At 73.1% G+C, this 20,681-nt stretch carries 26 protein-coding genes and 2 tRNA genes; 14 read left to right on the top strand and 14 right to left on the bottom strand.

The window, feature by feature from the left end; translation table 11 throughout:
* Positions 1 to 122 precede the first annotated feature (122 nt).
* The 7 genes from QMC84_RS11015 to QMC84_RS10985 form a co-directional block, all read right to left on the bottom strand.
* A tRNA-Glu gene (locus tag QMC84_RS11015) sits at positions 123 to 198 on the bottom strand.
* 91 nt (positions 199 to 289) lie between these two features.
* A tRNA-Gln gene (locus QMC84_RS11010) sits at positions 290 to 361 on the bottom strand.
* Positions 362 to 430: 69 nt separating this feature from the next.
* Entirely contained in the window at positions 431 to 1,411 is a 981-nt protein-coding gene (locus QMC84_RS11005) for a type II CAAX endopeptidase family protein (RefSeq protein ID WP_300374786.1), read from the bottom strand.
* Entirely contained in the window at positions 1,404 to 2,900 is a 1,497-nt protein-coding gene (gene gltX, locus QMC84_RS11000) for a glutamate--tRNA ligase (protein WP_300374784.1), read from the bottom strand. Before gltX ends, QMC84_RS11005 begins: the two co-directional genes overlap by 8 nt.
* Before the next feature lie 7 nt (positions 2,901 to 2,907).
* Positions 2,908 to 3,717, bottom strand: a complete 810-nt coding sequence (locus QMC84_RS10995; protein ID WP_300374782.1) for a fumarylacetoacetate hydrolase family protein — start codon at positions 3,715 to 3,717, stop codon at positions 2,908 to 2,910.
* Positions 3,718 to 3,747: 30 nt separating this feature from the next.
* Positions 3,748 to 6,132, bottom strand: a complete 2,385-nt coding sequence (locus tag QMC84_RS10990; protein ID WP_300374780.1) for a penicillin acylase family protein — start codon at positions 6,130 to 6,132, stop codon at positions 3,748 to 3,750.
* Between the two features lie 63 nt (positions 6,133 to 6,195).
* Positions 6,196 to 6,798 carry an MOSC domain-containing protein gene (locus QMC84_RS10985; protein ID WP_300374778.1) on the bottom strand — a complete coding sequence of 201 codons (603 nt, stop codon included), beginning with the start codon at positions 6,796 to 6,798 and terminating at the stop codon, positions 6,196 to 6,198.
* A 33-nt stretch (positions 6,799 to 6,831) separates the two neighbouring features.
* Here QMC84_RS10985 and QMC84_RS10980 point away from each other — a divergent pair, with 33 nt between their 5' ends.
* Positions 6,832 to 7,743 (top strand): 3-methyladenine DNA glycosylase, encoded by a 912-nt coding sequence (locus QMC84_RS10980; protein ID WP_300374776.1) that lies wholly within the window; start codon positions 6,832 to 6,834, stop codon positions 7,741 to 7,743.
* A gap of 5 nt (positions 7,744 to 7,748) precedes the next feature.
* Here the strand turns inward: QMC84_RS10980 and QMC84_RS10975 are convergent, their stop codons facing one another.
* The gene (locus QMC84_RS10975; RefSeq protein ID WP_300374878.1) at positions 7,749 to 8,216 is read right to left on the bottom strand and encodes a CoA-binding protein; all 468 of its coding nucleotides are present in this window, start codon (positions 8,214 to 8,216) and stop codon (positions 7,749 to 7,751) included.
* A gap of 115 nt (positions 8,217 to 8,331) precedes the next feature.
* On the opposite strand from QMC84_RS10975, the gene QMC84_RS10970 reads away from it, so the two are divergent.
* The 7 genes from QMC84_RS10970 to QMC84_RS10940 all read left to right on the top strand — a co-directional run bounded on the left by QMC84_RS10970 (position 8,332) and on the right by QMC84_RS10940 (position 11,702).
* A complete protein-coding gene (locus tag QMC84_RS10970; protein WP_300374773.1) occupies positions 8,332 to 8,499 on the top strand; it encodes a DUF6767 domain-containing protein in 168 nt (55 codons plus the stop codon).
* Between the two features lie 192 nt (positions 8,500 to 8,691).
* Complete coding sequence (locus tag QMC84_RS10965; protein WP_300374771.1) at positions 8,692 to 8,976, top strand: excalibur calcium-binding domain-containing protein; 285 nt, start codon at positions 8,692 to 8,694, stop codon at positions 8,974 to 8,976.
* A gap of 47 nt (positions 8,977 to 9,023) precedes the next feature.
* Complete coding sequence (locus QMC84_RS10960; RefSeq protein WP_300374769.1) at positions 9,024 to 9,626, top strand: dienelactone hydrolase family protein; 603 nt, start codon at positions 9,024 to 9,026, stop codon at positions 9,624 to 9,626.
* 6 nt (positions 9,627 to 9,632) lie between these two features.
* A complete protein-coding gene (locus QMC84_RS10955) occupies positions 9,633 to 10,163 on the top strand; it encodes a 2'-5' RNA ligase family protein (RefSeq protein WP_300374767.1) in 531 nt (176 codons plus the stop codon).
* A 9-nt stretch (positions 10,164 to 10,172) separates the two neighbouring features.
* A complete protein-coding gene (locus QMC84_RS10950; RefSeq protein ID WP_300374765.1) occupies positions 10,173 to 10,754 on the top strand; it encodes a peptidoglycan DD-metalloendopeptidase family protein in 582 nt (193 codons plus the stop codon).
* Positions 10,751 to 10,903 carry a DUF2087 domain-containing protein gene (locus QMC84_RS10945; RefSeq protein WP_300374763.1) on the top strand — a complete coding sequence of 51 codons (153 nt, stop codon included), beginning with the start codon at positions 10,751 to 10,753 and terminating at the stop codon, positions 10,901 to 10,903. The genes QMC84_RS10950 and QMC84_RS10945 overlap by 4 nt, the downstream gene beginning before the upstream one ends.
* A 136-nt stretch (positions 10,904 to 11,039) precedes the next feature.
* Positions 11,040 to 11,702: a class I SAM-dependent methyltransferase gene (locus QMC84_RS10940; RefSeq protein ID WP_300374761.1), complete on the top strand. Its 663-nt coding sequence runs from the start codon at positions 11,040 to 11,042 to the stop codon at positions 11,700 to 11,702.
* A gap of 34 nt (positions 11,703 to 11,736) precedes the next feature.
* On the opposite strand, the gene QMC84_RS10935 is transcribed toward QMC84_RS10940, so the two are convergent.
* The gene (locus QMC84_RS10935) at positions 11,737 to 12,294 is read right to left on the bottom strand and encodes a TetR/AcrR family transcriptional regulator C-terminal domain-containing protein (protein ID WP_300374759.1); all 558 of its coding nucleotides are present in this window, start codon (positions 12,292 to 12,294) and stop codon (positions 11,737 to 11,739) included.
* Between the two features lie 119 nt (positions 12,295 to 12,413).
* Here QMC84_RS10935 and QMC84_RS10930 point away from each other — a divergent pair, with 119 nt between their 5' ends.
* Genes QMC84_RS10930 through QMC84_RS10920 form a run of 3 tightly spaced genes read left to right on the top strand, consistent with a single transcriptional unit; the run spans position 12,414 to position 14,346 of the window.
* Entirely contained in the window at positions 12,414 to 13,037 is a 624-nt protein-coding gene (locus tag QMC84_RS10930) for a biotin transporter BioY (RefSeq protein WP_300374757.1), read from the top strand.
* A 5-nt stretch (positions 13,038 to 13,042) separates the two neighbouring features.
* Positions 13,043 to 13,735 carry an ABC transporter ATP-binding protein gene (locus QMC84_RS10925; protein WP_300374755.1) on the top strand — a complete coding sequence of 231 codons (693 nt, stop codon included), beginning with the start codon at positions 13,043 to 13,045 and terminating at the stop codon, positions 13,733 to 13,735.
* Positions 13,732 to 14,346, top strand: a complete 615-nt coding sequence (locus QMC84_RS10920) for an energy-coupling factor transporter transmembrane protein EcfT (protein ID WP_300374753.1) — start codon at positions 13,732 to 13,734, stop codon at positions 14,344 to 14,346. The genes QMC84_RS10925 and QMC84_RS10920 overlap by 4 nt, the downstream gene beginning before the upstream one ends.
* Before the next feature lie 22 nt (positions 14,347 to 14,368).
* Here the strand turns inward: QMC84_RS10920 and QMC84_RS10915 are convergent, their stop codons facing one another.
* The gene (locus QMC84_RS10915) at positions 14,369 to 15,055 is read right to left on the bottom strand and encodes a helix-turn-helix domain-containing protein (protein ID WP_300374751.1); all 687 of its coding nucleotides are present in this window, start codon (positions 15,053 to 15,055) and stop codon (positions 14,369 to 14,371) included.
* A gap of 114 nt (positions 15,056 to 15,169) precedes the next feature.
* On the opposite strand from QMC84_RS10915, the gene QMC84_RS10910 reads away from it, so the two are divergent.
* The 3 genes from QMC84_RS10910 (at position 15,170) to QMC84_RS10900 (ending at position 17,432) form a co-directional block, all read left to right on the top strand.
* Positions 15,170 to 15,613, top strand: coding sequence for a hypothetical protein (locus tag QMC84_RS10910; RefSeq protein ID WP_300374749.1), 444 nt, complete (start codon positions 15,170 to 15,172; stop codon positions 15,611 to 15,613).
* Positions 15,614 to 15,705: 92 nt separating this feature from the next.
* A complete protein-coding gene (gene folE, locus QMC84_RS10905; RefSeq protein WP_366145744.1) occupies positions 15,706 to 16,257 on the top strand; it encodes a GTP cyclohydrolase I FolE in 552 nt (183 codons plus the stop codon).
* Positions 16,254 to 17,432, top strand: a complete 1,179-nt coding sequence (locus QMC84_RS10900; protein ID WP_300374747.1) for an FAD-dependent oxidoreductase — start codon at positions 16,254 to 16,256, stop codon at positions 17,430 to 17,432. Before folE ends, QMC84_RS10900 begins: the two co-directional genes overlap by 4 nt.
* Before the next feature lies 1 nt (position 17,433).
* Here the strand turns inward: QMC84_RS10900 and QMC84_RS10895 are convergent, their stop codons facing one another.
* Genes QMC84_RS10895 through QMC84_RS10880 form a run of 4 tightly spaced genes read right to left on the bottom strand, consistent with a single transcriptional unit; the run spans position 17,434 to position 20,662 of the window.
* On the bottom strand, positions 17,434 to 18,090 hold the full coding sequence (locus QMC84_RS10895; RefSeq protein ID WP_300374745.1) for an SDR family oxidoreductase: 657 nt from the start codon (positions 18,088 to 18,090) through the stop codon (positions 17,434 to 17,436).
* A 15-nt stretch (positions 18,091 to 18,105) separates the two neighbouring features.
* Positions 18,106 to 18,675 (bottom strand): GNAT family N-acetyltransferase, encoded by a 570-nt coding sequence (locus QMC84_RS10890; RefSeq protein WP_300374743.1) that lies wholly within the window; start codon positions 18,673 to 18,675, stop codon positions 18,106 to 18,108.
* A complete protein-coding gene (locus tag QMC84_RS10885; RefSeq protein ID WP_300374741.1) occupies positions 18,645 to 20,057 on the bottom strand; it encodes an amidase in 1,413 nt (470 codons plus the stop codon). The genes QMC84_RS10890 and QMC84_RS10885 overlap by 31 nt, the downstream gene beginning before the upstream one ends.
* 56 nt (positions 20,058 to 20,113) lie before the next feature.
* The gene (locus QMC84_RS10880; protein WP_300374739.1) at positions 20,114 to 20,662 is read right to left on the bottom strand and encodes an NAD(P)H-dependent oxidoreductase; all 549 of its coding nucleotides are present in this window, start codon (positions 20,660 to 20,662) and stop codon (positions 20,114 to 20,116) included.
* Positions 20,663 to 20,681 lie beyond the last annotated feature (19 nt).

The following is a 20,681-nucleotide window of genomic DNA, read 5'->3' as shown; positions in this document are numbered from 1 at the left end:
GCTCGACACCTTCGGCCACCTCTTCGAGGACCGGCTCGACGAGGTCGCCACCGCGATGGACGCCGCTCGCGAGGCGGCTCGACAACGCAAAGCCCCAGCCGCTGGGGCCGGGGCTTGCTGTGTGGTACCCCCGACCGGATTCGAACCGGCGCTACCGCCTTGAGAGGGCGGCGTGCTAGGCCGCTACACAACGGGGGCTGGTGCTCTGCGAGCAACCCGAGAACCTTATCGGAGCGGGATGTTCGCACAAAATCGCGGCCCTCTGGCGAACCTTCGGACCGCGACCTCGCTGGGATACTAGGACTCGAACCTAGACTAACTGGACCAGAACCAGTCGTGCTGCCAATTACACCATATCCCACTGCTCTACTACACAATAGAGCCCGGTGTTATGCCCTCCCGCCGAGGCGGTCGGGCACGGTGGAGAACATTACACGCGACCTCTCGGAGCGACCAATTCGCCTGGCCCCGCAGGGGATTCGGTGGTCCGGCGCAGTCCGAGCCGGCGCGCGAGGAGCAGCACCAGGGCCAGGTAGACCAGCGACTGGGTGAGGGTCACCGGGATTGACCACCAGCTGTCGCCGGTGGGGTTCAGCGTGGACGCCATGTCGCCGAATGCCAGCGCCAGGCCGAACGCGAGCCAGTTGTTGAGGACGTGCATCGCGATGCCGGCCTCCAGCCCGCCGGTGAGCACGACGAGCACCCCGGCGACCAGGCCGAACGCGAACCGGTCGAGGAAGACGGGCGCACTCTGGGCGCCGTGCGCGAGCGCGAACAGCAGCGCCGGGAAGAGTACGGCGGCCCACGCACGGCCGAACAGCCCGCCGAACGCCTGGGTGAGGTAGCCGCGGAACGCGTACTCCTCCCCCGCCGCCTGGAGCGGGGTGAGCAGCACCACGACGACCAGGAAGTCCCGGGTCGTCGAGGTGAAGTCGTTGAGCCGCCCGCTGATCTCCGTGCCCTCCCCCTGCGCGGGCAGCACCGCGGACACGACCAGCGTCGCCACCATCGCGAGGACGGACAGGCCGAAGCACGCGACGAACCAGCCCCAGCGCAGCCGCGGCCGCACCGAGGCCAGCCAGCCCGGGCGCAGGCCGTGCAGCACCCGGGTCAGCAGCCAGGCCACCGGGATCGCGCAGGCGAGCACCACGTTGAGGTAGGCGAGCCCCAACGGCGTCGGGTCGTCGAGGTCGAGCAGCCGGTCCACGCCGTCGACGACGTCGCGGCCGGCGAGCGCCAGGCCGAGCGCGAACGGCAGCTGCACGATCACCGGGATCACCACGAGGAACGCGAGCCCCAGGCTCAGGACGCCGACGATCGGGCGCCACGTGCCGCGCCGGCCGCCGCGGTGGACGAGGTGGTACGCCAGCGGGGTCGGGCCGGCCGCCGGCCGTCCCGCGTGCTCAGGCAAGGGCGCTCTGCAGCCGGGCCAGCGACCGGTCCCGGCCGAGCAGCTCCATCGACTCGAACAGCGGCGGCGACACCCGGCGTCCGGTCACGGCCACGCGGACCGGGCCGAACGCGTTGCGCGGCTTGAGGCCCATCCCCTCGACGAGCTCGGCCTGGAGCGCGTCCTGGACGGCGCCCGCGGACCACTCAGCGACCCGCTCGAGGGCGTCGAGCGAGCGGCGTACGACGGCCCGGCCGTCGTCGTTGAGCAGCTTCTCCACGTCGGCCTCGTCGCGCGTGAAGGTGTCCTCGTCGGCGAACAGGAACCCGAGCATGTCCACGGACTCGGTGAGCTTGTTGATCCGCTCGGCCACCAGCGGCATGGCCCGCTCGAGCAGCTGGGTGTCCGCGGCGTCGACGGGGTCGGACAGCACGCCGGCGTCCTTGAGGAACGGCAGCACCCGCTCGGTCACGTCGTCGAGGGTGAGCAGCCGCATGTGCGCGGCGTTGATCGCCTCGGCCTTCTTGAGGTCGAAGCGCGCGGGGTTGGGGTTCACGTCCGCGATGTCGAAGGCCTCGACCATCTCCTCCATCGAGAAGACGTCGCGGTCCGCGGCGATCGCCCAGCCCAGCAGGGCCAGGTAGTTGAGCAGCCCCTCGGGCAGGAAGCCCTTCTCGCGGTAGGCCAGCGCGTGCGCCTCGGGGTCGCGCTTGGACAGCTTCTTGTTGCCCTCGCCCATGACGTAGGGCAGGTGGCCGAACTCCGGCGTCGCCTTGGCGATGCCGAGCTCCTTGAGGGCGTCGTAGAGCGCGATCTGCCGGGGCGTGCTGGAGAGCAGGTCCTCGCCGCGCAGCACGTGGGTGATCTCCATGTACGCGTCGTCGACCGGGTTGACCAGCGTGTAGAGCGGGTCTCCGTTCGCGCGGCACAGCGCGTAGTCGGGCACGAACCGCGTCTCGAACGTGACGTCGCCGCGCACCAGGTCGTGCCAGGTGATCGACCCGTCGGGCATCCGGAACCGGACGACCGGCCGGCGGCCCTCGGCCTCGAACGCGGCGCGCTGCTCGGCGGACAGGTCGCGGCAGAAGCCGTCGTACCCCATCACCTTCGAGCCGGACGCCTTGCGCCGCGCGTCCACCTCCTCGTTCGTGCAGAAGCAGTCATAGGTGTACGACGACTCCGCGAGCCGAGCCAGCGCGTCGCGGTAGATCTCGCCGCGCTCGCTCTGGAAGTACGGCGCGTGCGGGCCGCCGACCTCCGGGCCCTCGTCCCAGTCCAGGCCGAGCCACCGCATCAGGTCGATGATCGCGTCGTAGGACTCCTGGGTGCTGCGCTCCCGGTCGGTGTCCTCGATGCGGAACACGAACGTCCCGCCCCCGCCGTGCAGCTGGGCGTGCCGCGCGAACGCCCAGTTGAAGAGCGCGGTGCGGACCAGGCCGACGTGCGGGCTTCCGGTCGGGCTGGGGGCCATGCGGACGCGGACCGGCCCGGAGACGTGGGGGGTGCTCATCGCGGGGTCACCTTGCCTTGACGGGATTCGTGAGAGTGCCGAGCCCGGCGATCGAGACCTCGACCTCGTCGCCGACGTTCATGGGACCGACGCCCTCGGGGGTGCCGGTGAGGATGACGTCGCCGGGGAGCAGCGTCATCACGCTGGACACGTACGCGATCAGCGTCGGGATGTCGAAGATCAGGTCCTTCGTGGACCCGTCCTGCACCAGGTCGCCGTTCAGGTGCGTCTGGACCTGGCGGCCCTCGGCGAAGTCGTGCGGGTCGAGGTCGGTCTCGATCCACGGGCCGAGCGGGCAGAACGAGTCGAAGCCCTTGGCCCGCGTGAACTGCACGTCGCTGCGCTGCAGGTCCCGCGCGGTCACGTCGTTGCCGATCGTGTAGCCGTGGATGACGTCGGTGGCCTGCTCGGCGGGGACGTCGCGGCAGATCCGGCCGATCACGACCGCGAGCTCGCCCTCGTAGTGCAGGTTCTGCGTCTGCGGCGGGTAGAAGATCGGGTCGCCCGGGCCGATCACGCTGGTGTTCGGTTTGAGGAACATCAGCGGCTCGGTGGGCACGTCGTTGCCCATCTCCGCGGCGTGGGCGGCGTAGTTGCGGCCGATCCCGACCACCTTGCTGCGCGGCAGCACGGGCGCGAGCAGCCGCACGTCCTCGAGCCGGTGCTCCTGGTCGAGCAGCTTGACGCCGACGTAGAGGGGGTCGCCGGCCAGTGCCACGACGATGCTGTCGGGGTCCGGCTGGCCGAACTCGTCGAGCTCGCCCGTGATCACGCCGTACAGCGGGTCCTCGCCCGTGGTGAACCTTGCGATGCGCACCCGATGAGCCTACCGAGCGGACGCACGGGCTCAGGGCGCCAGGTGCACGACCTCGACGAGCTGGTCGCGGATCTGCGCGGCCGTCCACGGGAACCGCACCCACTGCTCCTTCGAGAACATCTCGGTCTGGTCGTCCGACCACGGGGATGCCGGGTCCTCGTACTGGCTGTAGGTCAGGATCGTGCGCGCGTCGATGCCCGTGCGGCCGCGGAACGCGATCGCCTGGATGTACGACGAGCCGCGGGTCACCGGGTCGAGCACCGGGTCGCCGAGCGTGCTGCTGACCGCGTTCGCGTCGCCGGACAGGTCGCCGAGGCCGCCACCGAGCGGCCAGCCCGCGGAGCCCCGGTCCCCGGAGCGGTGCAGCTCGCCGTACGTCCCGCTCAGGTCGGGATCGCGGTCGGTGACCCGGGTGATCGCTGCGGCCATGGCGTCGACGACCGGCTGCGCGGTCGAGAGCGTGCGTGGCGTGGTCAGCAGGTGGGCGGCCGAGAACGGCACCTCCCAGAGGCCGACGTCGCGCTGGTCCGCGAGCCAGACGAACTCCTGGAAGATCGCGGCCCCGGCCGACGAGGTGGCGTCCGAGCGGCCGTCCCAGTCGTGCAGCACCTGGCAGGCCGCGGTCAGGCCCGTGGCGGTGCAGACCTGGTCGAGCCGGCCGCCGGCCCGGGCCACCTCGGCGGCGTACACCCGGTTGGCGTGCTCGTGCGAGGCGAGGGTCCGCGGCGTCTCCCTGCCGACCTCCAGCCGGTCGCGGACGTAGGCCATCACGACCTTCGTGCGCATCGTGCGCTCGCAGTCCTCGCAGCCGATGATCCGCGGGTAGCCGGTGAGCCGAACCTCGTCGTTCGGCGTCCAGTAGGAGTCGTTGGCGTTCATCACCCAGTCGCGGCGGACCACCTCGGGCAGGTGCGAGGGGCCGAGGATGCCGGGGCGCTGCGCGTCCTGGTCGGTGCCCCACGCGCAGCCGGTGCTCGCCCGGGTGCCGTCGAGGCCCGGCAGCCCGGCCACGCTGAAGATCAGCCGGCCGGCCGTGGTCATGCACCTGCCGGCGAGGGCGTCGGTGACGTTCGGGGTCACCGCGTGGTCGGCGTACAGGACGTCGCCCGCGCGGTCGGCGGCGATCGTGTTCACCCACGGCATGCCACCGCCGCGGTCCTGGCGACGCAGCAGGTTGCGCACCGAGCTCGCCATGTTCATCGACAAGAACGTGTCGAACGTGCGCAGGTGCTCGGCGTTCGCGTCGCGGAACGCCCAGAAGCTGTCCTTGGTCCAGCCCATGAACAGGCTCGGCGCGTTGAGGACGTAGCCCTGCGGCGTGCGCCAGAGCGTGCGGGTCACGGTCTCGACGCCGGCGTCGGTCCGCACCTGCACGTCGACGTCGCGCCGCTCGAGCTCGGCGGTGCCGCCGCCGGCCGTCCGGTAGCTCGTCGGCGAGCCGGCGGTCGTGTACTGGTACGGCGTGAACCGGTAGCCGGTCGACACCGTGTGGCTCCAGGCGACGTCCTTGTTGAACCCGATGTTGATCGCCGGGAAGCCGGTCAGCGCCCCGCCGGCGACGTTCAGCTTGCCGGGCACGGTCAGGTGCATCTGGGTGAAGCGGTACCGGCCCAGCCAGGGGAAGTGCGGGTTGCCGAGGATCATCCCGCGCCGCGTCGAGGTGTCGTCGCCACCGACGGCGGTCGCGTTCGAGCCGAACCGGTCGTCCTGCTCCAGGGCCTCCCGCAGCTGCGCGCGCGTCGGCGTGGGCGCCGGCCTGGTCGCCGCGGTGGGCGGCGTCGCGCCGGTGACCTGCGGCAGCAGCCGGGTGGTCGAGGAGATCAGCTGGGCTAGGTAGAAGGCGTACCAGACGTCGGTGGTGGTGACGTCGGGCTTGATCCACTCGTCGTCCGCGCACGCCGGGTCGGTGATCTCGTGCTCGGCCAGCCAGGCGTTGATGCCGGCGGTCTCGGCGACCACCATCGCCTTCGCCCGGCCGCTCGGACCGGCCACGGGGTCGGCGAGCAGCCGCTCGACGACCCGGCGGTCGTGCAGGTCGGTGACCAGCGTGTCCCACTCGAGGTTCGTCGCGGACCCGCCGACGTTATCCTTGTAGGTGGCGTCGGGGCCCTCGTACAGCGAACGCTCACCGCGCGCGGTGAGCAGCGTGTCCATCAGGTTGCACGTGGCCTCCGCGGTGGTGATCCAGCCGGCGCCGTACGCCATGCCGGGCAGGGTGTTGGACCGGATGTGCGGGATGCCGTGCTCGGTGATCCGGATCGTCACGTCGTACGCCGGAGCCTTCGCCGCCGCCGACGCCGTGACCGCGGGCGCGGCCGCGGGCGTGGCCGCGGCGGAGGACGCGACCACCGCGATCGGGCTGAGCAGGAGCAGGGACGCGAGGGCGGCGCGGGCGCGGGTGAGGTTCGGCTGCACGGCCGCAACCTAGCCCTTGTGCGCGGCCGCGGCAGCGGATCGGGCGACTGGTATCGAACGGACCTACACCGGGGCGAGGGCCTCGTGAGGGCCGTCCGGGAGCTCGACGGCGATCGGCAGGCCCGGGCGGACCTCGCCACCCTGCTCCACGACGGCCATCACCCCGGCCTTGCGGACGATCCCGACGCCGTCGATCGACTCGGCGCCACCGGTCGCGCCGAGCGTGACGTCCGAGGTGGAGGCATGCCCGTCTGCCCGCGCGACGACGACCTTGAGCAACCCGGCGGAGAGGTCGTTGATCTGGTGGCACGGGTTGCGCAGGCCGGTCACCCGCAGGACCGCCTCCCCGATCCGCAGCCGGGTCCCGGCCGGCAGGCCGAGCAGGTCGAGGCCGCCGGTGAGGATGTTCTCGCCGAGACCTCCGGGCCCCACGTCGTGGCCCGCGGCCCGCGCCTCGTCGAGCAGCTCCTCGTGGATCAGGTGCACCTGGCGCAGGTTGGGCTGGTTCGGGTCGCGACGTACCCGGGAGCGGTGCTGCACGAGCGTGCCCGCGTGCGCGTCCCCGGCCACGCCCATGCCGGCGACCAGCGTGATCGACTCCTGCGGGATCTTGCTGAACCGATGGGTCTCGTCGCGGGCGACTGCCACGACGACCGATCCGACCACGCCGCGATGCTACGCGCGTCATAGCCTCGTGCCGTGCAGTGGCTGGAGCGCGAGGAGTGGGAGGCGAGGGCGACGGCCCACCGCGAGCGGCTCCTCCCCTACGTCGAGCCCCACCTCGGCCGCAGACGACGGGGCACCAAGCACCCGGTCCACGACTTCCTCTTCACCTACTACGGCTTCCGGCCGGCACAGCTGCTCCGGTGGCACCCGGGCTTCGGAGCCGCCCTCGAGGGCGCCCCCGAGCATGCAGATCTCAGGGGCTACGCCCGGGTCGTGTGCCCAAGCACGCGCCATGGCGCGTCCTCGGGCACGCGACCCGACGCCGCCGCGGTGACCGAGCAGCACGTGGCCTCCCAGCGGCCGTTGCTGGAGTCGCTGCGGCGCCTGCTGTCCGCGAGCGCCGCGCGGCCGGCGAACTTCGGCTGCTTCGGCCTGCACGAGTGGGCGATGGTCTACCGGCTCTCCGAGGATGAGACCCGGCACGCCGACTGGCCGCTGCGCCTGGGCGCGGGCGGCACCGACGCGGTCGTGGAGTCGCACCGGATCGCCTGCTCCCACTTCGACGCCTACCGGTTCTTCACCCCCGCGGCCGCGCCGCTGAACACCCTGCGGCCCACGTCGGCCGACCGTCCGGCGTACGAGCAGCCCGCCTGCCTGCACGCCGGCATGGACCTCTACAAGCACGCGTTCCGGCTCACCCCGATGATCTGCTCGGACCTCGTGGCCGACTGCTTCGAGCTCGCCTGGGACATCCGCATCCTCGACATGCGGGCCGCGCCGTACGACCTGACGGGCCTCGACGGCGGCGCCTTCGAGCCGGTGCGGATCGAGACGGCAGCAGGCAAGGCGGAGTACGTCGAGGCGCAGCGCGGGTTCGCCGAGCGGGCCGCGCCGCTACGCGCTCGGTTGATCGCGGCGTGCGAGCGACTGCTCGAGACCAGCTGATCCCCTCAGACCTTCCTCGGCACGTTCCCGGTGAGGCTGAACATCCAGCGCATCGCCTTGTGCCCGCCGTCGGCGGTCGGGCCGAACATGCACGGGCAGCCGCCGGGGATCACGGTGACCCCGTGCTCGCGCCCGTACGTCGTGGCCGCGTCGGACACGCTGCCCGCGCCCGGACCTCGGTGCATCCACACCTGCTTGATGCCCAGGTCGACGCACTCGTGCATCGTCTCCTCGGCCGTCGACGGACGGGTGCCGATCACGACCGCCTCGACCCCGCCGGGCACGGACCTCAGGTCCGGGTAGCAGACGTCGCCCTCGACGCGGTCGGCGTTCGGGTTGATCGCGACGACGTCGTACCCGCGCTCACGCAACCGTTGGTAGACCATGTTCGCGCCGTGGCCCTTCGGGGCGTGGGACACCCCTGTGACGGCGATCCGGTGGTGGGCCAGGAACTCGGTTGCGGCTTCCTTCATGGTGACCACGAGTCCGATGCTGGTCGCCGCCGGGCCGACCGGCCAGGGCCAAAGGGCCCCCCACGGTGACCTTCGACCCTGGGTCCTCCCCTGGCCCCGACCTAGCGTCGAAGGCGTGGGAGCGCCCGTACCGAAGTGCCCGATCCGACCCGGCGACCCGTGCACCCTGTGCCACCCCGGGGCGCACGGACCCGAGGACTGCGGCCTGGTCTGGCTGGTGATGGGCGACCCCGAGCTGCGCGACCGGCTCGCCGAGATCCGCCGCGGGGCCGCCGCCAGCTGAACCGGGTCGGCCGACCAAGCCGGGGATGTGGGCTCGAGTCCGAGCAAGAAGTGCGGTGGCTGGGATGAACCAGGTTGATGCCAGGAACCGCACTCTGCCTACCACGGACGGTTCGACCGATTCGCCTCCCGGACCGGCCGCCCGCCCCTACCCTGACCTGGCAGACGTCATTCGAGATCCGGGGAGTCGGTCATGCTCAAGCGGGTTCAGGTCGCGCTCGTCGCCACCGCACTGGTGGCGGCTCCCCTCGTCGTCGGGATTGCCGGCCCAGCGGATGCCGTGGGCAAGTACTACCCGAACTGCGACGCGCTGCACCAGGACTACCGGCACGGCGTGGCCAAGAGTGCGAGCGCTGCCGCGAAGCAGGTCCGCGACGGGTACGGCCGGCCGGCGTACGGGAAGCAGGCGCGAGCCGTCTACGCCACCAACAGCTCCCGCCTCGACCGCGACAAGGACGGCACCGCCTGCGAGGCCTGAGCCCGGCTCGCGCGGCCGTTGTCCGTAGCTCGCCCTACGGTGTCGGCATGGCAGAGATCGTGCTGTTCCACCACGTCCAGGGTCTGACCGACGGGGTGCGGGCCTTCGCCGACGACCTCCGCGCCGGCGGGCACACCGTGCACACACCCGACCTCTTCGAGGGCCAGGTCACGACGTCGATCGAGGACGGCATGGCGCTGCGGGGCGACATCGGCGGCGACGTCCTCGACGAGCGTGCGGACCGAGCGGTCGCGGACCTCCCGGCGAGTCTCGTGTACGCCGGGTTCTCCTTCGGGGTCGGCGCGGCCCAGCGGCTGGCGCAGACCCGGCCGGGGGCGCGCGGGGCGCTCCTCTACGAGGCGTGCTACCCGATCACGGGCGAGTGGGCGTTCGGGCCGTGGCCGGACGGGCTGCCGGTCCAGGTGCACGGCATGGACGCCGACGAGTTCTTCGCGCTCGAGGGCGACCTCGACGCAGCTCGCGAGCTGGCCGCGACCGCCAACCGGGGCGCGGGCGAGGGCGTCGGCGAGCTGTTCGTCTACCCCGGTGACCGGCACCTGTTCGCCGACCGCTCCCTGCCGTCGTACGACGCGGACGCGGCGGCGCTGCTGCTCGAGCGGACCCGCGCCTTCCTCGACCGGCTCGGCTGAGGGGCGATGCACCCCGGCCACTCGGTGCTGCAGGTCCCGGTCCCCCAGTTGGAGGACTTCGTCCGCGCGCGGACCCACCACTACGACCCGTCCTACCTCTCCGCGGACCCGGCCCACCGGCACGCCCACGTGACCGTGCTCGGGCCGTTCGTCGACGAGCTGAGCGCCGACGTCGAGCGGCGGGTCGCGGCGGTCGCGGCCGAGACGCCGGCCTTCGACTTCGCTCTCGAGCGGATCGGCCGCTTCCCCGACGGCATCATCCACCTCGTCCCCGAGCCCGAGGATCCGTTCCGCACGCTGACCACACGGCTGGCTGCCGAGTTCCCCGAGCACCCGCCCTACGGAGGCCGGTACGACGACGTCGCCCCGCACCTCACCCTCGACCTGCTCTCCGCCGAGGTCACCGAGGCCTCCACGCTCGCGCTGCTCGAGGGGGTGCTGCCCGCCCGGTGCCGGGCGACCCGGCTCGACCTGGCGTGGTACGAGCCGCACGCGACGGGCGTGCTGCGCTCCTGGCCCCTGGCAGCGAGCCGTTAGCGTGAGCCCATGCGCCTCGGACGCCTCGCCGCCGCCCCTCCGGTCGCGGCACTGCTCGCCCTGGCCCTGGTCGCGACGCTGACCACGGTCGCCGACGCCCGCGACTCGCGCTGGGTCTTCTACACCAAGGACAAGACCTACTACACCTCCCCGTGGTTCCAGGGCGCCCACCGGATCATGATCCCGTTCGGCTGCACCCGGGCCCCCTACTACTCCCCCGACCCGCGCTGCCGCGACGACCGCGGCTTCCACCACGGCATCGACGTCGCGATGCCGTGCGGGACGCCGCTCTACGCCCGGTTCCGGCTCCGGGTGGTGCCACCCGACTCGCTGGGGCCGGCGTACGGCGACAACCCGGTGCTGCTGCGCAACCGCAAGCGCGGCTTCGACCTGGTCATCGGCCACACCCGCAAGGTCTACGCGCGACCCGGCGACCTGGTGAAGAGGGGCACCATGTTCGCCCGCGCCAACGACCGCGGCGCCCCCGACGGCTGCCACCTCCACTTCGAGCGGCGCGCGGTCAAGGGCGGCCTGTCGACCGCGGTCAAGCCCCGCGGGCTGCTCGCGCTGACCCCGCGGGAGAGGTCGTGAGCGACCAGCGGGTGCTGCGCGCCTTCCTGACCGACGACGGCCGGCTGCACACCATCTACGCCGCGTTGCGCCGCTACCTGGTCGAGAACGACTTCCTCACCCGCGAGGAGGCCGTCTACTGGCGCAGCGGCGGGACGGTCGAGGTGTGAGCGACGACCTCCGCGGCCTGGACCGGTACGCCCAGGACCTCGGCGCAGCGTCCTACATCGACGTCACGTTCACCGACGTCGACCTGTCCGAGTGCACGACGAGGCGCGCGAGCCATAGAACCGAGGAGGCAGGCCGATGGACCACTCGTTCGACAAGTCCTACTGGGACGAGCACTGGCAGGGCGATCGAGCCGGCGCACCCGCCGCGATGGCCGCCGGCCCGCCCAACCCGCACCTGATCCGGGAGGTCACCGACCTGACGCCCGGCACGGCCCTCGACGCCGGCTGCGGCGCGGGAGCGGAGGCGATCTGGCTCGCGTCGCGGGGCTGGCAGGTCACCGGAGCGGACATCGCGGCCGAGGCGCTGGCCCGCGCCGCCGAGCGCGCCGCCACGGCCGGCGTCGCCGACCGGGTGCAGTGGGTCGAAGCGGACCTGTCGAGCTGGGCGCCGGGGGCGGCCTACGACCTGGTGACCACGCACTACGCGCACCCCGCGATGCCGCAGCTCGACTTCTACGACCGCATCGCCGCGTGGGTGGCCCCGGGCGGGACCCTGTTGATCGTCGGGCACCTCCACGACGACGACCACCACCACGAGAACGACCACGGTCACCGACACGGGGCCGACGCCGCCGAGCCACCCGCGTCGGCCTCGGTGCGCGCTGCCGACATCGCCGGTCGACTCGACCCGGCGGCGTGGGAGGTCGCGACCGCCGAGGAGTCGCACCGCGACCGGTCCACACACGGGGGCGGTGTCCCGCTCCACGACGTCGTCGTCCGGGCGACCCGCCGCCCCTGACCGGCGCGCCGCAGCCGGCCGCTCAGCCCCCAGCTCAGCCCACGCGCTGGCGCAGCCTGATCCCGTCGAGCACGAGCCCGAGCCCGAGCGCGAAGTCGGAGGTCTCGCGGGGCTGGTCGTCGATGGCGCCGGCGGAGCCCGCCTGCAGGTGGGTCTGCTCGTCGGTCACGTGGCCGAACACGAAGTGCAGCAGCGTGCGCGCGGCCGTCGGCACCAGCGCCGGGTCGAGCCGGCCCTCGCGGAGCGCGGCGACCAGCTCGTCGTACGGCGCGGTCGCGCCCAGCCCGAAGGAGTACGCCGTGGCCACGAGCTCGGCGCCGTCGCGGTAGGCGAGCATCGCGTCGCGCAGCTCGCCGCAGACGGCGGCGACCCGGTCGTCCCACGGGCCCGACCGGGGACCGTGCGGGCCGCGCGCCAGGACCTCGTCCGCGACTGCGGCCAGGAGGGTCTGCTTGTTGGCGAAGTGGTGGTAGAGCGCGCTCGGCTGCACGCCGAGCTCCGCCCCGAGCCGCCGCATGGTCAGGTCCGCCAGCCCGTACGCGTCCAGGACCCCGACCGCCCGGTCGACGACATCGGCCCGGTGGTAGCGCATGTCACACCTCTCCTGGTCTCCTGGAGACCGAACGCCCGTTGACCGCCCCCGTCACGAACCTTAACCTGAACACCGTTCACCTGACCACCGTTCAGGTGCGTGACCGAAGGATTCCGAGCATGACCATGGCCGAGACCGCCGACAGCACCCAGGACAGCACCGCCGCCGACGCTCCGGCCCGGCGGCACCGCACCACCACCACCGACATCGCCCTGATCGCGGCCTTCGCCGCGCTGATCTCCGCGTGCGCCTACATCGGCGGCATCCCGGTCGGGGGCGGCCAGGTGGCGATCACCCTCCAGACCTTCGGCGTGATGCTCGCCGGGGCCCTGCTCGGCCCGTGGCGCGGCTTCCTCGCGGTCGCGCTCTACCTCGCCCTGGGCGCCGCCGGGCTGCCGGTCTTCTCCGAGCACAGCTCGGGGCTCGGCACGTTCAGCAGTGCGAGTGCGGGCTACCTGTGGTCCTTCCCGGTGGCCGCGCTGCTCACCGGGCTCCTGGTGAAGTACGTCGCCGGCAGCCACCGCACCAGCGCTCTCGCGGTGTTCGCGTGCGCGGTCCCCGGCATGGTGCTCAACCACCTCGCCGGGGTCGTCGGCATGAAGCTCTTCTTCGACATCTCCTGGCCCACCGCCTTCACCTACGACGCGCCGTTCTGGCTCGGGGACGTCATCAAGATCCTGGTCGTGGCCCTGGTCGCCGCCGAGGTGCACCGCGCGTTCCCCCAGCTCCTGCGGCGCCGCTGACGCCCGTGCCGATCCACTTCGACGCCGCCGGCCTGACGGTCGAGGCACCCGACGGGGAGCGGGTGGTCCTGGAGCCGACGACCGCGGCGCTCGTCGAGCAACGGATCGGGGTCATCGGCGCGAACGGCTCGGGCAAGTCCACCCTGGCCCGGATGATCAACGGCCTGGTCGTCCCCTCGACCGGCCGGGTGCGCGTGGACGGGTACGACGTCGCGCGCCACGGGCGTGAGGTCCGGCGCCGGGTCGGGTTCTGCTTCACCGACCCGGCCGCCCAGCTGGTGATGCCGACCTGCGTCGAGGACGTCGAGCTGTCGCTGCGACGCACGGTCAAGGACGCCCGGGCGCGGCACGAGCGCGCGCTCGCCGTGCTCGCCGACCACGGGCTCTCCGAGCACGCGGACGTGAGCGTGCACGCGCTCTCCGGCGGCCAGAAGCAGCTGCTGGCGCTGGCCGGGGTGCTCGCGGTCGAGCCCGCCGTCCTGGTCGCCGACGAGCCGACGACGCTGCTCGACCTGGCCAACACGCGCCGGGTCGCGGACCTGCTCTTCGGCCTGGACCAGCAGCTCGTGCTGGTGACCCACGACCTCGAGCTGGCCCGCCGGTGCGACCGCGTGCTGGTGGTCGCCGACGCCGCGGTCCGGTACGACGGGCCCGCCGACGCCGCGGTGGACCACTACCTCGCGAGCGTGACGGCGTGAGCAACCCGCTGCTCGTCGGCGTCTACCAGCCCGGCACCAGCGTGCTGCACCGGCTCCCGGTCGGGGCGAAGCTCGGCGGCCTGGCCGTGCTGTCGCTGACGATCGTGCTGGTGCGCGACGCGCGCGCCGCGGTCGCCTTCCTCGCCCTCGCCCTGGCCCTGGCGGTGCTCGGCCGGGTCGGCCTGCGGATGCTGGCCCGGACCACCCGGGCCGTGCTTCTGGTCGCGGTGATCGCGGGCGCCCTCCAGTGGTGGGTCAGCGGGCCGGCGAAGGCCGTCGAGACCCTGCTGGACCTGATCTCCCTGGCCCTGGCGGCCATCGCGGTCTCGGCCACGACGCCGGTCAACGCGATCCTCGACGCCCTGGTCCGCTGGATCTCGCCGCTGCGCCGGGTCGGCGTCGACCCGGACCGGGTGGCGCTCACCATCGGCCTGGCGATCCAGGCCCTGCCCGGGACGGTGGCGCTGGCGCTCGAGACCCGGGACGCGGCCCGCGCCCGCGGGCTGGGGCGCCACCCGCGCGCCTACCTCACGCCGTTCGTGATCCGGGTGGTCGCGCGTGCCCACGAGACCGGCGACGCGCTGCACGCCCGCGGCGTCGCGGACGACTGAGTCCGATTCCGGAGCAGGACCCCTAGGACCGGCGGCTGCGCACCTTCACGCAGCACAGCCCCTCCTCGGGGTCGAGCACGGCGTCGAGGGACTGGCAGCCCAGGCCCTCGATGACGCCGTTGACCAGCCCGAGGTTCATGCCGCAGACCAGCTGGACGTGGTCGCGGGCGAGCCGGTCGAACGGGCAGTTGGACAGGGACAGCGTGTCGCCGTCCTGGTGCGGCTCGTACCCGTGCTCGGCGAGCACCGCGGCCGTGCGCTCGAGGTCGTCGGCGCCGTTCACCGCGCTGGCGGCGGCCATCACCTGGCCGCGCGCCTCGGCCACGGCCATCACCGTGTCCCGGACCGAGATACCGCCCCGGGCCGCCTCGTCGATCGCGGTGGCCAGGACGTCACCGGCCAGGTCGTAGTGCCGCTCCGGCAGTGAGACCGACACCTCGCGGTCCGCGCGCCGGTACAGCTTCGCGGGACGGCCTGCGCCCGGCCCGGACCGACCCGAGAGCCGTCGGTACTCGACCTCGAGGAGCCCCTCGTCGACGAGCCGGTCGAGGTGGAACTTGGCCGAGTGCAGCGGCAGCTCGCAGGCCGCCGCGGCCTGCTCCCGGCTGACCGGCTCGGCCTGCGCGGCGGCGTACAGGTAGAGGGCGCGCCGGGCCGGCTCCATCAGTGCCCCGACCCCGCTCACCGCGGTCACGAAGTCCTCACTCACCGGCCTTCTCCTCGCTCGCTGCGGTTGATCCTATCTCTACAGGATCAATCCATTGACAAAAGAACATACCCTCTCTAACGTCGTAAATACAGTCCTTTAGAACGGAGCATGGCGATGACCCACCCCCACGACACCGGCACGCGCACGACCGACGTGACCACGACCGCCCTCGACCCCGGCGCACACCGCGCCTACCTGCTGCTGCGCACCGTCTTCACGATCGCCCCCATCGCGTTCGGCCTCGACAAGTTCCTCGGCTGGCTGACCGACTGGGACGACTATCTCGCCCCCTGGATCAACGACATCGTGCCCGGCTCGGCGCACGACGCGATGCTGATGGTCGGCGTCATCGAGATCGTCGCCGGCGTGCTGGTGGCCCTCGCCCCACGCCTCGGCGGCTACGTCGTGGCGCTGTGGCTGGCCGGCATCATCGTCGACCTGGTGTCCATGCAGGACTACTACGACATCGCGCTGCGTGACTTCGGCCTGTTCGTCGCCGCCCTCGCGCTGGCCCAGCTCGCCGCCACGCACGCCCGCCGGGGCGGAGGCCTCTGGTGAGCCAACTCCAGAGTCCGCCACTGAGCCACGCCGCCTCCGAGGCGCGGGCTCGCTGGCGGCCCCGGGTCTCACAGCCCTCGAGCGCGGTCGACCTGGTTGCTGCCGAGAGCGCCGCCAGCGACCTGCTGCGCTCCCTCGGCCTGGACATCGACACCGACGAGATGGCCGAGACGCCGCGGCGGATGGTCGCGGCGTACCACGAGCTGCTCACCGGCCCCGACGTCGACCTCACGACGTTCCCGAACACCGAGGGGTACGACGAGCTCGTGCTGGTGGCCAACATCCCGGTGCGCTCGGTGTGCGAGCACCACATGCTGCCCTTCGTCGGCGTCGCCCACGTGGGCTACCTGCCCGACGAGCGGATCCTGGGGCTCTCGAAGTTCGCGCGCCTCGTGGAGCTGGTGGCCCGCCGCCCCCAGACCCAGGAGCGCCTCACCACCCACGTCGCCGACCAGCTGATCACGCACCTCCAGCCCCGCGGGGTCGGGGTCGTGGTCGAGGCCGAGCACACCTGCATGAGCCTGCGGGGAGTGCGCGCCCAAGGCACGCGCACGGTCACCTCCGCGCTCCGCGGGACCCTGCGGGACGCCGCCGCGCGCGCCGAGTTCCTCTCGCTGGCCCGCGAGCAGGGAGCGCGGCCATGAGCGGGCGGATCGTGATCGTGGGCGGCGGCCTGGCCGCTGGTACCGCCGCCGCGGGCCTTCGCGACGCGGGGTACGACGGCGACGTCGTGCTCCACGCCGCGGAGCCGCACCTGCCCTACGAGCGCCCGCCGCTGTCGAAGGGCTACCTCGCCGGGGACGCCGAGGCCGACAGCATGCTCGTCCACCCCGCGTCCTGGTACGCCGAGAACGACGTCGAGGTGCGCCCCGGCTCCCGGGTCGAGCGCATCGACGCCGACGCCCACACGGTCACGGCCGGCGGCGCGACGGAGTCCTTCGACCGGCTGCTGATCGCCACCGGCGCGTCCCCGCGCCACCTGGCCGCCGCCGACGAGAGCGGCGCACCGGTCGCCTACCTGCGCACCCGCGAGGACAGCGACCGGCTCCGCTCGGTGCTCGCCCCCGGCCACCGCATCGCGATCCTCGGCGGCGGCTTCCTCGGCCTCGAGGTCGCCGCGGCCGCCCGCAACGCCGGCGCCGACGTGATCGTGCTCGAGGCCCTCGACCTGCCGCTGCTGCGGGTGCTCGGCCCCGAGATGGGCGCGATGTTCGCCGACCTGCACCGCGAGCACGGGGTCGACCTGCGGCTCGGCGCCAAGGTCACCGGCTTCGACGGCGACGGCCGCCGCGCGCGGCTGACGGTGGACGGCTCCGCCGACGTCGAGGCCGACCTGCTCGTCGTCGGCATCGGCGCGAGCCCCGACGTCGCCCTCGCGGAGGCGGCCGGGCTCGCGGTCGACGACGGGATCCTGGTCGACGAGCGGATGCGCACCTCGCACCCGGACGTCTACGCCGCCGGCGACGTCGCCCGCGCCCACCACCCCGTGCTCGGCCGGTCGATCCGCGTCGAGCACTGGGACAACGCCATCCGCCAGGGTCGGGTCGCCGGACAGGCGATGGCCGGTGTCGAGGACGCGGCGGCGACGGACCTGCCGTACTTCTTCACCGACCAGTACGACCTCGGCATGGAGTACGTCGGCGACGTCGGGCCGGACGGCTACGACGAGGTGGTGGTCCGCGGCGACCTGACCAAGCGGGTGTTCAAGGCGTACTGGGTCTCGGGCGGCAAGGTGGTCGCGGCGATGCAGGCCAACGACTGGGACGCCAGCGACTCGCTGCGCCCGGCCATCGGGAAGAGCCTGGCCGAGCTGTCGTAGGTCACCCGGCGTAGGGGATCTCGGAGCGCCAGTCGGCCTCGTCCTGGCGGGTGGCGGCGAGGATCGCCTCGGCGACCCGGTCGGGCGTGAACGCGCCCTCCTTCGCCAGCGTGCCGCGCACCGTCACCGAGACCGCACGGATGCCGTCCGGCGCGAGTGTGTCGTCGAGGCTGTGCACGAGGTTGCGCAGGCCCGCCTTCTGCACGCCGAGCGACGCGGCCCGGTGCCACGGCTTGTCGGCGGCCATGCTGCCGGTGGCGGTGACCCGGCCGCCGGCGGACATGAACGGTCGGGCCGCCTGGACGGCGACCAGCAGGGCGCCGACGCCGAGGGTGACGTCCTGGAGGAGCTCGGGGACGGTCAGCTCGAGTGGGTCCTTCTCGCGGAACGCGCTCGGGTTGAAGTGCAGCACGTCGATCCGCCCGGCGTGCTCGCCGATCCGTCGGATCGCTGCGCCGGCGGCCTCCGCGTCGGTGATGTCGACGACCGCGTGGCCGACGGTGGCGCCGAGCTGCTCGAGCTCGCCTGCGAGCTTCTGGAGCTGCTCGTCGTCGATGCCGAGCAGGCCCACGTCGTACCCCTCGCGGGCGAACGCCCGCGCCACCGACCCGCTGACGCCCGGACCCGCGCCCACGACCACGATCACCGATCTGCTCATGCGATCACCCTACGGTCACCACAGGTCGCCCTCGCGCCAGTCGCAGGCGATCGGGCCGTCCAGGTCGACCCCGCTCGCCCCCGGCAGCACGTAGATCGATCCGTCGTCGTCCGGCGTGGGCACCGGACCGTCGAGGGCGAGCACGGAGGACGGGCCGCGCCACAGCGACCACCCGCGAGCACGGTAGAGCGGCACGCCGCGGGCCGAGGCGCTGAGCGCGAGCAGGTCGTACGCCGGCGCCAGGTCCTCCAACGCGGCCATCACCGCCGACCCGAGCCCGCGGCGCTGGGCATCGGGGTGCACCGCGACGGCCTCGACGTACCCGCAGCGCAGCGACCGCTCGCCCTGGTGCAGGTGCCGCGGCACCAGCGACCCGTGCGCGAGCACCCGGCCCTCCTCGATCGCCAGGGCGTGCGTGCCGCCGAGGGCGTGGGACCAGTCGTGGTCGGTGAAGGCGCTGAACGCGACGTCCATCAGCGCGCGGGTCTCGGCCAGCTCCGCGGCGGACAGCTCGTCGGTGCGGCAGCGGGTGATCACCTCTCGGTCACCCGCCGTCACCACCCGGGCGGTCGCCGGTCGGCCCACGGCGCGGCGGCCTCCACCTGGGCGGCGAGAGCGAGCAGCAGGTCGTCCTCGGCCGGGCGCGCGGCGAGCATCACGCCGACGGGCAGGCCGCCGGCGGTCCAGTGCAGCGGCAGCGAGATCGCCGGCATCCCGGTGACGTTCCAGGCCGAGGTCCACGGCGTGAACTCCTTCTGGGCCAGGAAGTCCGCGGCCGGGTCGTCGTCGTCGCGCATCGCGCCGATCGGCACGGGCGGGGTGGCGAGGGTCGGGGTGAGGACCGCGTCGTACGGCGCGAGCGCGGTCAGCGCGTCCGCCGCGTGGCGGCGCATCGCGCCGATGGCCAGGCCGAACTCGGGCCCGTTGACCTCGCGGCCGGCCGCAGAGAGCCACCGGGTGAGCGGCCGCAGCAGGTGCTCGCGCTCGGGCGGCACCACCGAGAGCGCGGTCAGCACCGCCCAGCAGACCTCGAAGACCGGTACCGCCTCGGGCGGCAGCGGCACGGGGACGTCGACGACCTCGTGGCCCAGCGACTCCAGCAGCCGAGAGGCGTCCTCCCAGGCCTGCACGCAGTCGGGGTCCACCGCGACGTCGGCGATGACGGGCTCGATGAACCGCGCGATCCGCAGGGAGCCGGGATCGCGGTCGCAGGAGGCCAGGAACGTCTCGGCGGGAGGCGGCGCCCAGGACGGGTCCCCCGCCCGGCGGCCGGCGAGCACGTCGAGCAGCGCGGCCGCGTCGCGCACGGTCCGGGCGATCGGCCCGGCGGTCGCGAGTCCCACCGGGTCGCCGTACATCGGGTAGCCGCTGATCCGGCCCCGGCTCGGCTTGAGGCCGACCAGGCCGCAGCACGAGGCCGGGATCCGGATCGAGCCGCCGCCGTCGGAGCCCTGCGCCACCGGCACCAGCCCCGCGGCGACCGCCGCGGCCGCGCCGCCCGAGGAGCCGCCGGCGGTCCGGGTCCGGTCCCACGGCGTCACCGCGGGCGGGGCGACGTCCGGCTCGGTGTAGCACGGTGAGCCGAACTCGGGGGTGTTGGTCTTCCCGAGGCTCACCATCCCGGCCGCCTCGATCGAGAGCGTGACGCCGTCGGAGACGTCGGGGACGAAGTCGGCGAACGCCGCGGACCCGAACGTCGTGCGGACCCCGGCGGTCAGGTTCAGGTCCTTGATCGCCGTCGGTACGCCGAACAGCGACGACTCGCCCGGCCCGGACAGGAACGCCTCCTCGGTGAGCGCGCTCGCGCGGTCGCGGGCCCGGTCGGGGGTGAGCGTGACGAACGCGCCGACCGTGTCGAGACGGTCGGCGCGTTCGAGGTAGTGGTCGGTGAGCTCGAGGGGCGAGACCTCGCCCCGGCGCACCAGGTCGCCCTGCTCGAGCGCGGTCAGGTCATGGAGTTCGGCCACGACCCGACGCTAGCCCCTCGGGGGCACGAGGACCGGGCCGTGGGTCAGGCCATGGGTCAGGCCGCGGCGCCGGCGACGTCGTAGTCGGCCAGCGCGCGGACCGCGCCGTGCAGCCGCGCCAGCACGTCGGGGTCGGTGAGCACGTCGACCTCGACCGCCGACTGGGACACGGTGATGTCCTCCACGACCACGGCGCCCGCCACCCGCGCGGAGCGAGCCGCGTCGGCGTGCGCCCACTTGCCGCCGTACGGCGTCGGGGTGGTGCCGACCACGCCGAACGGCTTGCCGACCATGGCGCCGGCGCCGTAGGGGCGGGAGAGCCAGTCGATGGCGTTGTTGAGCACGGCCGGCATCGTGCCGTTGTACTCAGGCGTCACGGCCAGCACGCGGTCCGCACCGCCGACCCGCTCGCGCACGGCAGCCGCGGCCGCGGGGATGTCCCGTGGGTTGTCGATGTCCTCGTTGTAGAACGGGACGTCGGCGAGGCCCTCGACGATGTCGACGGTGACGCCCTCGGGGGCCTGGTCGCGGAGGATCTCGGCGAGCTTGCGGTTGACGGAGTCGGTGCGGAGGCTGCCGACGAGCACGGCGATGGTGTTGGTCATGGGGGCGAAACGGACCGGA

Origin of the sequence: Nocardioides sp. (assembly GCF_030019515.1) — a bacterium.
GTDB lineage: Bacteria > Actinomycetota > Actinomycetes > Propionibacteriales > Nocardioidaceae > Nocardioides.
This window is presented reverse-complemented; position numbering and strand designations above follow the sequence as displayed.